Below are 13,431 nucleotides of genomic sequence, written 5' to 3'. Positions count from 1 at the left end.
CTCAACAATGGCGCGTCTCTACAAGGGAAATATTAATTTTTATTTACGCTGTGGCCTTCTGGGCCTTGCTTTCGATCACGAATTTTGAAGCATCGGCAACAGTTTCCTCGGTCACCAGCACCTTTTTAACATCTGTCAGCGAAGGCAGCTCGAACATTACATCCATCATCATTTCTTCGATGATCGCTTTCAGGCCGCGGGCGCCTGTTTTCAATTCCATGGCCTTCTTGGCGATGGCGTTGACGGCTTTGGGTTCCACTTCCAGTTCCACGCCCTCCAGCTTGAAAAAATATTCATATTGCTTGAGCATGGCATCCTTGGGTTCTGTCAGGATGCGCACAAGATGATCCTCTTTGAGCGGATGCAGGGTTGAAAGCACAGGCAGTCTGCCCACGAATTCAGGGATAAATCCGAATTTGATCAGGTCTTCGGGGATCACTTCGCTCAGGATGTCATCCTGTTTGGATCTGGAACGCACCTTCACCTCTGTCGCGAATCCGATCGGATTCTTGGTCAATCTCCGCTGAATGATGCCGTCCAGACCGACAAAAGCACCGCCGCAGATAAACAGGATATGCTGAGTGTTCATCTGGATGAATTCCTGCTGCGGGTGCTTGCGGCCTCCTGCCGGAGGGACATTGGCCATTTTGCCTTCCAGGATGGTCAGAAGAGCCTGCTGTACTCCCTCACCGGAAACATCCCTGGTGATCGACACATTCTGAGTGGTCTTGGCGATCTTGTCCACTTCATCGATATAAATGATACCCTTTTCGGCGAGCTTCAGGTCAAAGCCTGAAACCTGCAGCAGCCTGAGCAGTATATTCTCCACATCCTCGCCTACATATCCGGCTTCGGTAAGAGGCGTGGCATCGGTGAGGGCAAGCGGTACATTGAGGATCTTCGCCAGGATCTGGGCGAACAGGGTTTTACCGCAGCCTGTCGGCCCGATCAGAAGAATGTTACTTTTGCTCGGTGTATACTCACGGAATTTTTCCGAGAGGAATACTCTTTTGTAATGGTTATAAACTGCTACTGAAAGCCGCTTCTTTGTCCGGTCCTGCCCCACTACATAGCGGTCCAGTTCCGCGAAAATCTCCTTGGGAGTGGGGAGCTCTTTTTCCCTCTGCTCCTCGAACTTCTCCATCTCTCCCTTTTCAATGATACCCTGGCAGGTCTTAACACATTCATCGCAGATGAAAACATTGTCCGGACCCCAGATGATCTTCTGGACTTCCTCTTCGGCCTTGTGGCAGAATGAGCAGCGGATCTGCTTGCGGTTAAACATCTTTCTTTTCCCCGGGTTCGCGGGTGGATTTATCCAGAATTTTATCGATCAGGCCATATTCCATGGCTTCGTCGGCAGACATGAAAAAGTCGCGGTCCACATCTTTGGCTATTTTCTTGGCGTTCTGCCCGGTGTGAAAAGTCAGGATCTCATTGATCCGCTCTTTCAACCTGAGAATTTCCCTGGCCCTGATCTCGATATCTGTAGCCTGGCCGTATGCTCCTCCAAGCGGCTGATGAATCATGATCCGGCTGTTGCGCAGGGAATAGCGCTTGCCCTTCGAGCCGCCGGCGAGCAGAATTGCTCCCATGGAGGCCGCCTGACCGATGCAGATAGTCGCCACGTCCGGCTTCACATAGCGCATCGTGTCGTAAATCCCGAGTCCTGCTGTGACTGACCCGCCCGGGCTGTTGATATAGAAAAAAATATCCTTCTGGGGATCTTCGGCTTCCAGAAACAGAAGCTGGGCGATGATCAAGTTGGCTACGTAGTCCTCGACTTCCCCGCCCAGGAAAATGATCCGGTCCTTTAGCAGGCGGGAGTAAATGTCGTACGCGCGTTCCCCGCGGGCAGACTGCTCGATTACAATTGGAACTAGCATCGGTCCTCCTATGCTTCGGCTTCTTTTTCCGTTTCCGGAAGTTTGTCCACTTCTGTAATATCGGCTGAATCGATCAGAATTCTGATGGCCCGCTCAACTTTGAGATCCGACTCCAGGGCATTGCGCTGCTTCTTGTTTTGAAAATATTTCTCAGCGTACTCCTCGGAAAGTCCCATGCCCTGGACAACTTTCTTCGCCTTCTCCTTGAGTTCTTCTTCGGAGATGGTAACATTTTCGGCCCTGATCACTCCCTGGATCACGAGCTGCCCTTTAACGTTGTTCTCAGCCTGGACTTTGTAGTTTTCCCGGAACTTCTCCAGTTCCTGCTTGGTTTCCTTGAGGTAAGAATCCAGTTTGAAATCGCGGTAACTGTGCTTCACGTTCTCTTCAAAAACCTCCACCAGCCTGTCGATTTCTTCTTCTACCAGCAGCCGTGGCGCTTCGATCCTGATGCGTTCGGCGATGGTCTTGATGATCGTGGAGGCGGCGGCGCTGTCTACTTCCTCAGTCTTCATCTGTTGATAGCGTTCTCTGACCTTCTGCCGCATTTCATCCATGCTGCCGTAATTGAGGTCTTTGGCCAGTTCGTTGTCTTTCTCAGGCAGCACTTCCTGCTTCAGTTCACGCAGTGTGACCTTGAAAACCGCAGGTTGACCGGCGAGTTTCTTCGCTTTGTAATCTGCCGGGAAGGTAACAGGAATCTCGCGGGATTCGGTTGGTTTCATGCCTACTATCCCTGATTCCAGTTCAGGCAGCATCTGGTGGGAACCCAGTTTGACCTGAGAGTTGTTCCCTGACCCGCCCGAGAATTTTTTCCCGTCAACGAAACCCTCGAAATCGATTACAGCAATGTCGCCGTTTTCGGCGGGCCTGTCGTCTATATTCTTGACCACAGCCATTCGCTTGCGCATTGTCTCGATAGTGTCTTCGACCACAGAGTCGGCCACATTGACCCTTTCCCGGTCTGCCTTGATGTGTTTATAATCCAGAGCAGTAATCTGCGGTACATCATAGGTGATGATTTCGAATTTTATTTCGTCTGTGGTAGCTGTTACGATGTTGAGGTCTTCGGCGAGATGCTGGATTTTTTTCTCGCTCAGCTCTTTCAGTCCTTGCTCTACCAGTTCTTTTTTCACTTCGTCAAAAAAATAGTCCTTGCCGACCTTGGCTTCCAGGATTCTGCGTGGAACCTTGCCCTTCCTGAATCCCGGTATCTGGGCATATTTCTGGGCCTCATGATAGGACTTGTCGATTCCTTTTCCAATCTCTTCTTTCCCTGCGGAGAGTTCCCACACGATCTTGCCGAGCTTGTCATTGCGTTCTTTTTCCCTGATTTCCATTTATTCCTCCCGCGATAAATTGTAAAACGCACAAAAAATAAAAATACCCGCGCTGGGCGGTTAAACTAATATAATCCGACCACTGTACAGCTGTCAACAGCTGATCGACCAGGGAAAACAAGTAATCATATGGGCTAAAATAAAATGGGTTTGTAAATTTATAAGAGGGTAAGTTTGCAAGTTAAGGAATTAAGTATTCCGAAACTTATAAACTTACCAACATACTAACCTACCAACTTCTTGAGGTAAACAAGCTGTTCATTGAATACAATCTATTTCCGCTACGGCTTGTCCTCTGAGAAGACCTGGGCGGTAAATGACTGGATTTCAGTCCCGGGTTGTTTCCAGGCGTCTGTCGGCAGGCCGGCTTTGCTGCAGGTGTGCTGCAGGAACTGCTCGCGGTTCCAGCCCCATTCGGGCGCGACCTGAGGAAGCAGCAGGCCGGAATTCCAGCCGCGTTTGATTACCAGGCCGTGTTTTCCCACTTCGATCTCGTTCACGTCGAGAACTTTCACGAGCGGGGTCATCACCGAGATTTCGATCGTGATCTCGGAAAGTTCATCCGGCATCACAGGAGAAAATCGCGGGTCCCTGGTGGAACTGTTGATCGCCATGTCCACCACCGCTTCGTTGAGAGGTTTTACACCTACCAGATAGCCGATGCAGCCGCGCAGTTCACCCTGCTTCTTCAGAGTCACGAAAACTCCGCATTTCCGCGTCAGCACTTCCTCAGTGACCTCGAATTTAGGGACTTTCTTGTCCCTGATATAACTTTCCAGGGTCTCACGAGCCATTTTCAGAAGTTTCTTCCGTTCGTTTTCTGAAAGCATGTCTACCGACACCTCCTTGGTATTGTTTTGAATCCTTTTTGCTGTTTCAACAGTATCTGCCCTGGCCTTCAGGCTTGAACCTGAGACAGGTAAAACCGGACTTTCCTGATAAAACGCCACTGATCCGTATCCCACCACTTTGCGCTTGTCTCCAGTCGCATCTCCGGAATCGCCGTACTTGAGGACCTTAACTGAAGCCCCCAGCTTTTTCGCGATCAGGAGCATGGTCACAACATCTGAAGCGCCGCAGTACTGGCATTCTTCCTTACTCATCGAAGCCCAGAGTTTATCGGCGTCGAGCTTCACGGTCAGATCCAGCGCCAGCTTGTCCATGGCGTTTCCCTGATCAGCCGTCAAATAATGGGACATGTCAGAGGAAGCCACGATCAAGGTTTTACCCGGTTCCTCCTGCAGGATATCGGCCAGTTTTCGGGCAATCTCATCGCACTCCCGGATGTCCACTGCTCCGAAAACCAGCGGAACCAGCTTGAAATTGCCCAGTACTTTCTGCAGAAAAGGCAGTTGCGCTTCCAGGGAATGTTCTTTTGCAAAGGATTGGGGATCTACTTTCACCAGTCTCACTTCACTGGTCAGGCGATTCACCAATTCCCGGTCGACTGGAATTTCTCCGAGCGGCGTAGCAAAGGCCTCAGGACTGATCGTGGCGATCCATCTGGACAGAACATAATGGGTGGGGGCCATCACAATCACGCGGGTAAATTTCATTCCTGCCACTGCGGAATATCCATAAGCTGCCACAGGGCCTGAATAGATATAGCCGGCGTGAGGAGAAATCAGTCCGAAAATCTCGCCAGTCACGGCCGGGCAATCGGATTTCGCTTTTTCCAGGAATCCCTGCACCATTGAATCCAGTTCGCCTTTTGCAGCAGGATAGAATGCCCCGGCCACTGCCGGCTGCTGCACCGTCCTGCCAGGTATGTCCTCAGCCGAACAACCGCAGCAGAATAGATACAGTGCAGATAAAAGAAAGAGACTATTTACCAGATGCCAGGAATTTTTTCCTTGCAGTATTTGCATTTTCCCTCCTCGATGTTCATTTCCAGGATCTCGTATCCGGCCCGCTTGATCAGTATTTTCCCACATTTGGGACAGATTGTATTTTCCGCTTCGTTTCCCGGTACATTGCCGATATAGACGAATTTCAGCCCGGCCTTTTTCGCTATCCCGCGGGCTTTAGTGAGCGTGCTCACCGGTGTCGGTGTCATTGAGGTCAGCCGATAGCAGGGATAAAACCTGGAAAAATGCAGCGGCACATCTGTGCCGAGATTATCCCTGATCCATTCGCACATTTTCCGGATCAGCTCCAGGTCGTCGTTCATGCCCGGTATCACCAGATTGGTGATCTCGATCCAGACCTTCTGCTCGTGCAGTACTAAGAGCGTGGAGAGCACATCATCCAGTTCCCCGCCGCAGTTATTGCGATAAAAATCCCGGTTGAAGCCCTTCAGGTCTATATTGGCCGCATCCAGAACAGGGCACAGTTCCCGCAGCGGTTCGGGGTTGATGGAGCCGTTGCTGTGGCAGACTGTATGCAGACCCGCCTTTTTCGCCAGCCTGCAGATATCCAGCATGTATTCATAAAAGATCATGGGTTCGGTGTAGGTGAAAGCCACGCTGCGGCATTCTTTTTCTCCGGCAAGCTTGATTATTTCCTCAGGAGACAGTTTCAGATTCTGGGATTCTTTTGGAGAAATCTGTGAGATCTGCCAGTTCTGGCAGTTCTGGCAGCGAAAATTACAGCCGGCAGCAGCCAGCGAAAACGAGAGCGTCTTTGGCATCACCTGGAAAAATGGCTTCTTTTCAATCGGGTCGACATGCACTGCGCAGGGAAAGCCATAACCAAGCGAATAAAGCTTGCCGTCCCTGTTCTCCCTGGCCCTGCAGAAACCCTGGGCTCCCTCGGCGACCGTGCATTTTTTAGGGCAGAGCCTGCACTGGACGGTCCGCTCTTTGGTGTCAAGCATCGAGTAATAAAGCGCTTCCTTGTATCCCGGTGCAGACGCCTCGACTGTGACGTGATTCAGATGTTCGGCCTTAAAACCAGATTCAGCCCAGGCCAGCGGAATTCCACCTGGTAAATCAAAAACTGCGTTGATTAAAATAAAGAAAAAGGCGAGTCTCATCTTCACACCTTAAAAGAGGTATTTTTTTCTTATTATATCTCAAATATTTTTTTTTGAAATGCCACAGTCAGCCAATACAGGCTGACCAGCTTCAGGGCAGCCAGCATCAGACAGATGGCAGGCCAGCCAAGAGCTGCCTGGATAAAAAAACCGCTCATGACTCCGCCCAGGAAACCACCGAAAAGGTCTGAAGCAAAAATCAGGCCGGCTGCCCTCCCCTGACCGGCCTGAGATGACTTCAGGCAGATCCGATTGCAGAGGAGAAATTCCATGCCCATGATTACTCCGGTGAAAAAGAGGGGCAGCAGAAAGAAGCAGTGTATTGACACGGAACCGCTCAAGAAAGGGTCAATGAATCCGAAGACAAGGGACTGGCTAAGAAAAAAAACGAAGAAAATGATCTCCAGCCCCAGGAGAGCCTGTCGATCAGAAAATCCGAAAAACCCCTTCCCTGAGTCACGCTCCAGCGAACGGCTGGTCAGGAATGTACCCAGGGCGATCCCTCCCATCAGGCAGGCAGTGAAGAGCCCTGTTTCGTAAAAAACGACACCCCAGGCCGCCTGGAACCCGAACAGAAGCAGAAGCTGAAAAAGCATCCCTGAAAAGCCTGTGCTGCCAAGGCTGAAAGCCACAGCGGGTTTTATCTTTCCGGTCAGGCCAGAGATCAGACAAGCAGCCAGAAACAGTGCAATCGCCCATCCCGGCTGCGAAAGTACCCCGAAAATCCAGCTCAGCCTGTAATCGTAAATCTGGCTGCGATAGGCCAGATCATAAAACACCGCAATGGGCTTCCGGTCGCTGTTGTATCCGGCAGGATCGGCCATGGCCGAGTAAAACCAGTCCCGGTATTCATTCCTCATCCGGGAAGCTATTGAATACCTGTTGAACGCCAGCGTGGAAATACCGGATCCGGAAAGCCTTTCTGCCAGCCCCTCCGGAGTCGGAAAAACCACGGAAGCATTAAAACACAGGAAGAGATTCTGATAACCAGGAAGCACAACCACCTGCCTGAAGGACCGCTCCAGCGCATGCAGCACCACTGCATTTAATTTTCTGAGCTCAGGCCCGTAATATGCCAGGGAACCGGGGAGCGAGCAAACAAAAACCCCCCCGTCTCCGAGCAATTGTCCGGCGTTTCCGAAAAATTCCGCAGTGAAGAAACGGTTTGACTGCAGCGTGTCAGGCGCTGGAATTCCCATCAGAATAACGTCGTATCTCCTGTCCGGAAAAGCCGCGGATTTTCCGTTCAGGCTGTGCTGCACAAAAAAGCGGCCGTCCTCAGGAAACACGGTGACTCTGGGATCGGCAAGTTCGGAAAGGCCTGCCCTTCGCGAAAAATCACAGACAGTCGCGAGAAAAGTCGGGTCAGGCTCCAGGCAGTCTATCCTCCTGACAGAGGAATATTTTTCCACTTCCCGTAAAACTCCTCCTATTCCATTGCCAAGCACAAGCACTGCTTCAGGGTTGTCCTGTGACAGCATGGGAAAGTGCACGAAATCTTCCATTGCCTCTATTTCTGCAGGCGGCAGGGTCAGCCTGGGGATTCCATCCGTAAAAAACGTATACTGCTCTTCTTCTTTGATTACTGCGATGTTCTGATAAAAACTGTTGCCATAGTAAGCAGGTTCTTTTTTCCACTGCCTGCTGAGGGTAAATTGATTCAGTTTCTGTAAACCCGGCCCTGAGAAAATCGAGAGTACTAGAAGAACCAGCAAGGCCAGGAAAAATGTCCGCCCTTTGAGCAGCGGAAGAGTGGACAAGATACCTGCGCAGAGGCAGACTGCTGCGATTGAGAAACTCATGACTCCGGGAAGCAGAAAATAGGAGCCCAGAATTCCACCGGCAATCGTTCCCATGGTTTCAAAAAAATATGCTCTGCCGAATCCGGATCCGGCTGCTCCTGTTCCATCGAACAAGCGGATTGCCAACACCAGAAGGGCTCCGTGAGAGATCCCGGACGGAAATAGCAGCAGCACTGAAGCTGTCAGGCTTTCGATCACCCCCATTCCGGTCCCTGTCAGCACCTTGAAATCTCTGATCAGCATAATGTTTACAAAAAAGCTGATCAGGAAAAGAAGATTGCAGACAGAATAGGCTTTTCTTCCGTCCACCTTGTCAAGAAGATTCCCTGCCAGCAAAGATCCGGCCGCTTCCCATAGTACCCAGGAGCCCAGGATAAAGCCGATGGCGAATTCATTCCCTGAAAAAAGCACCAGGAGTTCCCTCAGAAGTAAGATCTGACAGATGATGCCTGTCATGCCGGACACGAATGCGGCCTGGGATGGGATCAAAGAATGGATGAGGCTGTATTTCAGATCGTTCATGAAAACATTTTACTCCAAAACGGTTTGAGTGTTGAGTCCACTTATTGATCTGCAATCAATAATCCCACTTTGGGGATCTGACGCTGTAATCATCCTTCGTGCTGTCGCCCTCAGGCTGACAACAGTCTCCGATGATCTTTAACTGTCCAACGAATTCCATTCTACTGGCCGATTTCGCAGTTTTCAATGCTTCTTTGGCCAGGTAAAAGCTCAATAAGAATCAGTAACCAATTTCCGCAAATCTGTTACTACTTCCGTCTCACCTTTTTTCTGATCCAGTCGAAAGAGTATGAAACAAATACTATTGGGAGGAACTATGAAAAAATCATTTCTCTTCTCCAGCATCTTGATCATGCTGTTCTCGGTCTGCCTGCTGAGTGGAGCGATCGGAAAAAATTATTCGGATAATCAGTACAGTGTGAGATGGGAAATCCAACCTTACAAATCAGGCAACTACTTCTGCGCTCTGACCATCAAAGACATTTATACAAACGAAACTTACGCCTCCCCAAAAATTGTCTGTCTGAAGGGTAAACCGGCAGAAATTCAACTCACAGGGGACACTTCGGTCAATGCGTCTGTGATGGTCAGTGAAAGTGGCACGGCTGTCGTTTATTCAGTGAACATCATGAAAAACAATATCAGGGTCTTTGCCCAGGATGCCGCGATCCAGCTCGGTCAGTGACCGGAATGGCACAAATCTTAGAGAATCCCGAAAAATAAATTTCCCTTTGACTTTAAAAACCTCCCTGATTAAAATAATCCTAAATCCATCTGCAGGAAAATGTAACTTGAGATCAATGTCTGCCTGTAGATAATGTGAAATGGGAATAGAAAAACAATATAGCTTAGGGAGGGGATTCTGTTTTTTTTCAGATCTTTTTACAAAAGGAGTCATAAATGAAAAAGGAAAAGCTGCTACTGTTGATGATGATCTTCTTCACAGGGTGCATGCTTCTGGCTGAGGAAGCGCCTCCGGCCGCAGCCACACAGGAAGCCGCCATTACAACTGCGGCATCTGTCGAAACTTCAACTGCTGCCCCAGTGGAAGCGGCGGTGAATGCTCCAGCAGCCGCGGCTCCAGTCACTCAGTTCGCCATCGACAAAGTCAAGAATCTTGTGATCAAGTCCCTGGAAAGCAACGGAGTAAAAGACTGGAATCTCGAACAGATCGAGGGACAGATCAAGACCTATCTTCAGAAAGGCTCAGTTGAAGCCGAAATCGTCACCCAGCTGTCAGCCGACTTCACGAATGACTATCAGAAAAAACACCGCATGTTCAACCCGGAACTAGGCAATCTCCTGGTAGCCCTGCTGGTAATCGCCGGTTTTGTTGGTTTCTACATCACTTCAGCCTTGAAGGGCCAGGATCTCTATGTTCGGCCGATCGCCGGTCTCTCGGCCATTGATGAGGCAGTGGGTCGCGCCACTGAAATGGGACGCGAGGTGATGTTCGTGCCTGGCATTTACGACATGGACGACCTTCCTACGATTGCAGCCATCTCGATTCTGGGGCATATTGCCAAGAAAACCGCGGAATATGATACTGAAATCACAGTCCCTGTCGCCGGACCCATCGTCTTCTCCACAGCCAAGGAAGTGATCAAGGAAGCCCACCTAAAGGTAGGGCGTCCGGATACCTATAAAGAAGATTGTGTCCGTTATATAGCTAATGACCAGTTCAGCTATGCAGCCGGAGTCTGCGGCAAAATGATACGTGAAAAACCGGCCACTATTTTTTACCTGGGAACCTTCTACGCCGAATCGCTTGTTCTGGCAGAGACCGGAAACTCGATCAAGGCCATTCAGATTGCCGGAACCACAATGCCATCCCAGCTGCCCTTTTTCGTCGCAGCCTGCGACTATACGATCATAGGAGAAGAGTTATACGCAGCCTCCGCCTACTTCTCCAGAGAACCGATGCAACTCGGCAGCCTCAAAGGTCAGGACGCAGGGAAACTGATAGTCATGATCTCGATCGTCATCGGAGTGATCATGACTTCTATCGCTAAATTTACCGGCACCCCATGGTTCGATTTTTTCAAGGACCTGTTCCAGGTCAAAAATTAAGGAGGCCTGATGAAAAGAAACATACCATTGCTGATTACCTTTTGCACCGGGATATTTTTCGTCATCGCGTTCTTTGCCCCAGCTCTTTCAGATATCAGCGACGCAGGCCAGCGCGGATACCTGGTCATTGCGGCCTTCGCTCTGCTCGTAGCCATCTTGAATCTCCTGATGGTGCATTCTTCCAATGTCTACCGCCAGGGAAAAAACTGGGGCTTGTCGGTCGTTCTGATCTTTTTCTTCTTTTTCACCTCGATCGTGGGTTTTCTGGACAAGGCAGATATGGACGGCACGACGAACTTCAGTTTTGTCTACAATTTCATTTATAATCCGCTGCAGGCCACCATGTTCTCCCTGCTGGCCTTCTATGTATCTTCCGCTTCTTTCAGGGCTTTCCGCATCAAGACCAAGGAAGCCACGCTGATGATGATCGCCGGATTTTTCGTGATGCTGGGACGTGTGCCGATCGGATCAGCGATCTGGGACCAGTTCCCGACAGTCCAGTCCTGGATCATGAATTACTTCGCCACAGGCGCTATGAGGGCGATCACAATTGGAGTCGCCATCGGTGCAGTCTCCATGTCGATCAAGATTATTTTCGGACTGGAAAGAGCATATCTGGGAGGTGGAGACTAACATGTGGGAAAAAATAAAAAATCTGGATAAAAGAATCATTTATCTCTGTGTAGCTCTCTCTGTGATCATTCCGATGCTCAATCCGATCGGCCTGCCGATCGTAATCACAGAAGAGACCAGAAGGGCATTCCAGGCAGTGGACAACCTCCCTCCCGGATCAAGAGTGCTTTTTTCAGCTGACTATGACCCTGGCAGCGAAGCTGAATTGTTTCCGATGAATATAGCCATACTGCGCCACTGCTTCCAGAAAAAGCTGAGGGTTGTGATGACCGGCCTCTGGCCTCAGGGCCCGGCTGAAATGAATAAAGCCTTCGGCGAAATCAAGAAGGATTATCCAACACTCACATATGGAACTGATTATGTGAATGTTGGGTACAAGGCCGGCGGTTTAGTGGTCGTAAACTCCATCGGTTCTGATTTCACGATTGCCTTTCCTAAGGACCAGGCTGGAACCGATATCAGGGAACTTCCGATTCTGCAGGACGTCAAGAACTATTCCTCCTTCGGTTTGGTCATCTCCCTGTCTGCAGGTTCTTCCGGAGGAGTTGTCTGGGTTGCGTATGGCGGCACAAAATACCACGTTGATGTGATCACTGGCTGCACCGCAGTCTCAGCCACAGAATTCTATCCGTATTACAGCTCAGGTCAGTTCAAGGGTCTGATCAACGGACTGGCAGGGGCAGCTGAATATGAAAAAATGGTCGGAGCACCAGGCAAGGGAATCAGGGGAATGGACGCCCAGTCCATGTCGCATCTGGTGATCATCGGATTCATCATCCTTGGCAATGTCATTTACCTGACCGAAAAATACGGAAAGAAATAGGGGGCAACATGGAACATGGAATTTTCTATAACGAAACCGCCGGAGTCTGGATCGGAGCCCTGCTCACGCTAGCTATCTTCAGCTTCCTCTATAAGGACAACATCGTATACCGGCTGGCTGAATATATTTTCATCGGTGTGGCTAACGGCTATCTCCTGACCATCACATATTTCAATCAGGTGAAACCCAATCTTGTGGACAAACTAGCGGAACACAACTGGTGGTATCTGATTCCAGGCATTCTGGGGTTAATGATGGTAGCCAGGCTGAACAAGGATTTTGCCTGGCTTTCGCGCTGGCCGATGGCATACATTGTCGGTCTTGGATCCGGACTCGCCATCACCGCTTCAGTCCAGACAGATATCATGGCTCAGATTTACGATACCCTGAAACCGATCATGGGCGGTGATTTTATCACCAACCTCCAGAATCTGATCCTGATTGCCGGAGTGCTCACATCGCTCTTTTATTTCTTCTTTTCAGTGGAGCACAAAGGCATCTATAAAAACGTGTCTTTTGTAGGTATCTGCTTTCTGATGATCATGCTGGGAGGATCATTCGGGAACACAGTGATGGCCCGTATCTCGCTTCTGATCGGCCGAATGCAGTTCCTGATGGAGCGATGGCTGCATGTGATTTCCTGACATGAATTGGAGAGTACACCCGCTGGTTGAGGACAGGAAAAGACTGGCTACGATTCTGCTGATCATCCTGGCCTTCCTTGCCGGGTTATTCCTGATTGGTGAGAATATTGGATGGGTGGCACTGGCCGCCCTCCTTTTTTTTATGTCTCTGCATGGCTTTTTCTTTCCCACAGAATACCTGATGGAAGATTCAGGTATCACAATCACTCACCTCGGAGTAACCTCAACCCGCAAATGGAGCGATTTTCAGCGTGTCCTGGACTGCAGGAACGGAGTTTTCCTGAGCCCGTTCGCGAAACCTTCCAGACTGGACAATTTTCGAGGCCTGTTCCTGCCCTCCAAAGCGGAAAAGAAAATTGAAATTCTGGCTTTCGCCAGGCAGAAAACGGGTACAGTTCAGGACGGGAAAAAATAAAGCATGGATAATCACATTCTGAGTGCTGAAGACCATGAACTTCTGGAAAAATATGCCAGGAAAGTTGTCAGGAGGAGGCTGGAAGCCCCGCTGATTTTCTTCCTGGAATCAATGAAACCCTTGAATTTCATCAGCTCCCAGATGATGCTGGGTGCGGAGCCGCTGGTGTCTCTTTTTCTGGACATCAAGGATTACAAGAGATTCCAGCAGATCCTGGAAGATCGGGAAAGCATCGAACAGCTGATCCAGACTCTGGAAGACATCACCCGTAAAAGGGAAGCCGGGGAGAAAATTTGAAAAACCACTGGTTTTCTGATAAAAT

General features: G+C 49.9%; 13 protein-coding genes. 7 read left to right on the top strand and 6 right to left on the bottom strand.

Annotated features, from left to right (window positions below; genetic code table 11):
- Positions 1-43 precede the first annotated feature (43 nt).
- The 6 genes from clpX to PHW04_00875 all read right to left on the bottom strand — a co-directional run bounded on the left by clpX (position 44) and on the right by PHW04_00875 (position 8,524).
- On the bottom strand, positions 44-1,285 hold the full coding sequence (gene clpX / locus PHW04_00900) for an ATP-dependent Clp protease ATP-binding subunit ClpX (GenBank protein ID MDD2714430.1): 1,242 nt from the start codon (positions 1,283-1,285) through the stop codon (positions 44-46).
- A complete protein-coding gene (gene clpP, locus PHW04_00895; GenBank protein ID MDD2714429.1) occupies positions 1,278-1,886 on the bottom strand; it encodes an ATP-dependent Clp endopeptidase proteolytic subunit ClpP in 609 nt (202 codons plus the stop codon). The genes clpX and clpP overlap by 8 nt, the downstream gene beginning before the upstream one ends.
- An 8-nt stretch (positions 1,887-1,894) precedes the next feature.
- Positions 1,895-3,226 carry a trigger factor gene (gene tig / locus PHW04_00890; GenBank protein MDD2714428.1) on the bottom strand — a complete coding sequence of 444 codons (1,332 nt, stop codon included), beginning with the start codon at positions 3,224-3,226 and terminating at the stop codon, positions 1,895-1,897.
- Positions 3,227-3,507: 281 nt separating this feature from the next.
- Positions 3,508-5,094, bottom strand: a complete 1,587-nt coding sequence (amrB, locus tag PHW04_00885) for an AmmeMemoRadiSam system protein B (GenBank protein MDD2714427.1) — start codon at positions 5,092-5,094, stop codon at positions 3,508-3,510.
- A complete protein-coding gene (gene amrS / locus PHW04_00880; protein MDD2714426.1) occupies positions 5,055-6,200 on the bottom strand; it encodes an AmmeMemoRadiSam system radical SAM enzyme in 1,146 nt (381 codons plus the stop codon). Before amrS ends, amrB begins: the two co-directional genes overlap by 40 nt.
- 32 nt (positions 6,201-6,232) lie before the next feature.
- Positions 6,233-8,524 carry a hypothetical protein gene (locus PHW04_00875; protein ID MDD2714425.1) on the bottom strand — a complete coding sequence of 764 codons (2,292 nt, stop codon included), beginning with the start codon at positions 8,522-8,524 and terminating at the stop codon, positions 6,233-6,235.
- A gap of 316 nt (positions 8,525-8,840) precedes the next feature.
- On the opposite strand from PHW04_00875, the gene PHW04_00870 reads away from it, so the two are divergent.
- From PHW04_00870 to PHW04_00840, 7 genes are all read left to right on the top strand, one after another.
- Positions 8,841-9,209, top strand: coding sequence for a hypothetical protein (locus PHW04_00870; protein MDD2714424.1), 369 nt, complete (start codon positions 8,841-8,843; stop codon positions 9,207-9,209).
- Positions 9,210-9,424: 215 nt separating this feature from the next.
- A complete protein-coding gene (locus PHW04_00865; protein MDD2714423.1) occupies positions 9,425-10,594 on the top strand; it encodes a hypothetical protein in 1,170 nt (389 codons plus the stop codon).
- Between the two features lie 9 nt (positions 10,595-10,603).
- Positions 10,604-11,227, top strand: a complete 624-nt coding sequence (locus PHW04_00860; protein ID MDD2714422.1) for a hypothetical protein — start codon at positions 10,604-10,606, stop codon at positions 11,225-11,227.
- Between the two features lies 1 nt (position 11,228).
- Positions 11,229-12,050 (top strand): hypothetical protein, encoded by an 822-nt coding sequence (locus tag PHW04_00855; protein ID MDD2714421.1) that lies wholly within the window; start codon positions 11,229-11,231, stop codon positions 12,048-12,050.
- Positions 12,051-12,058: 8 nt separating this feature from the next.
- Positions 12,059-12,694, top strand: coding sequence for a hypothetical protein (locus tag PHW04_00850; GenBank protein ID MDD2714420.1), 636 nt, complete (start codon positions 12,059-12,061; stop codon positions 12,692-12,694).
- 1 nt (position 12,695) lies between these two features.
- Complete coding sequence (locus PHW04_00845) at positions 12,696-13,109, top strand: hypothetical protein (protein MDD2714419.1); 414 nt, start codon at positions 12,696-12,698, stop codon at positions 13,107-13,109.
- 3 nt (positions 13,110-13,112) lie between these two features.
- On the top strand, positions 13,113-13,406 hold the full coding sequence (locus PHW04_00840; protein ID MDD2714418.1) for a hypothetical protein: 294 nt from the start codon (positions 13,113-13,115) through the stop codon (positions 13,404-13,406).
- Positions 13,407-13,431 lie beyond the last annotated feature (25 nt).

The organism is Candidatus Wallbacteria bacterium (assembly GCA_028687545.1).
Lineage (GTDB): Bacteria > Muiribacteriota > JAQTZZ01 > JAQTZZ01 > JAQTZZ01 > JAQTZZ01.
The sequence above is the reverse complement of the archived record's forward strand: the minus strand, read 5'-3'. Positions and strand labels throughout refer to the sequence as shown.

Coding starts and splice junctions, on each gene's coding strand:
- PHW04_00840 (MDD2714418.1), top strand. CDS start 13,113: ATGGATAATCACATTCTGAGTGCTGAAGACCATGAACTTCTGGAAAAA.
- PHW04_00845 (MDD2714419.1), top strand. CDS start 12,696: ATGAATTGGAGAGTACACCCGCTGGTTGAGGACAGGAAAAGACTGGCT.
- clpX (MDD2714430.1), bottom strand. CDS start 1,285: ATGTTTAACCGCAAGCAGATCCGCTGCTCATTCTGCCACAAGGCCGAA.
- amrS (MDD2714426.1), bottom strand. CDS start 6,200: ATGAGACTCGCCTTTTTCTTTATTTTAATCAACGCAGTTTTTGATTTA.
- PHW04_00875 (MDD2714425.1), bottom strand. CDS start 8,524: ATGAACGATCTGAAATACAGCCTCATCCATTCTTTGATCCCATCCCAG.
- PHW04_00860 (MDD2714422.1), top strand. CDS start 10,604: ATGAAAAGAAACATACCATTGCTGATTACCTTTTGCACCGGGATATTT.
- PHW04_00850 (MDD2714420.1), top strand. CDS start 12,059: ATGGAACATGGAATTTTCTATAACGAAACCGCCGGAGTCTGGATCGGA.
- PHW04_00870 (MDD2714424.1), top strand. CDS start 8,841: ATGAAAAAATCATTTCTCTTCTCCAGCATCTTGATCATGCTGTTCTCG.
- clpP (MDD2714429.1), bottom strand. CDS start 1,886: ATGCTAGTTCCAATTGTAATCGAGCAGTCTGCCCGCGGGGAACGCGCG.
- PHW04_00865 (MDD2714423.1), top strand. CDS start 9,425: ATGAAAAAGGAAAAGCTGCTACTGTTGATGATGATCTTCTTCACAGGG.
- amrB (MDD2714427.1), bottom strand. CDS start 5,094: ATGCAAATACTGCAAGGAAAAAATTCCTGGCATCTGGTAAATAGTCTC.
- PHW04_00855 (MDD2714421.1), top strand. CDS start 11,229: ATGTGGGAAAAAATAAAAAATCTGGATAAAAGAATCATTTATCTCTGT.
- tig (MDD2714428.1), bottom strand. CDS start 3,226: ATGGAAATCAGGGAAAAAGAACGCAATGACAAGCTCGGCAAGATCGTG.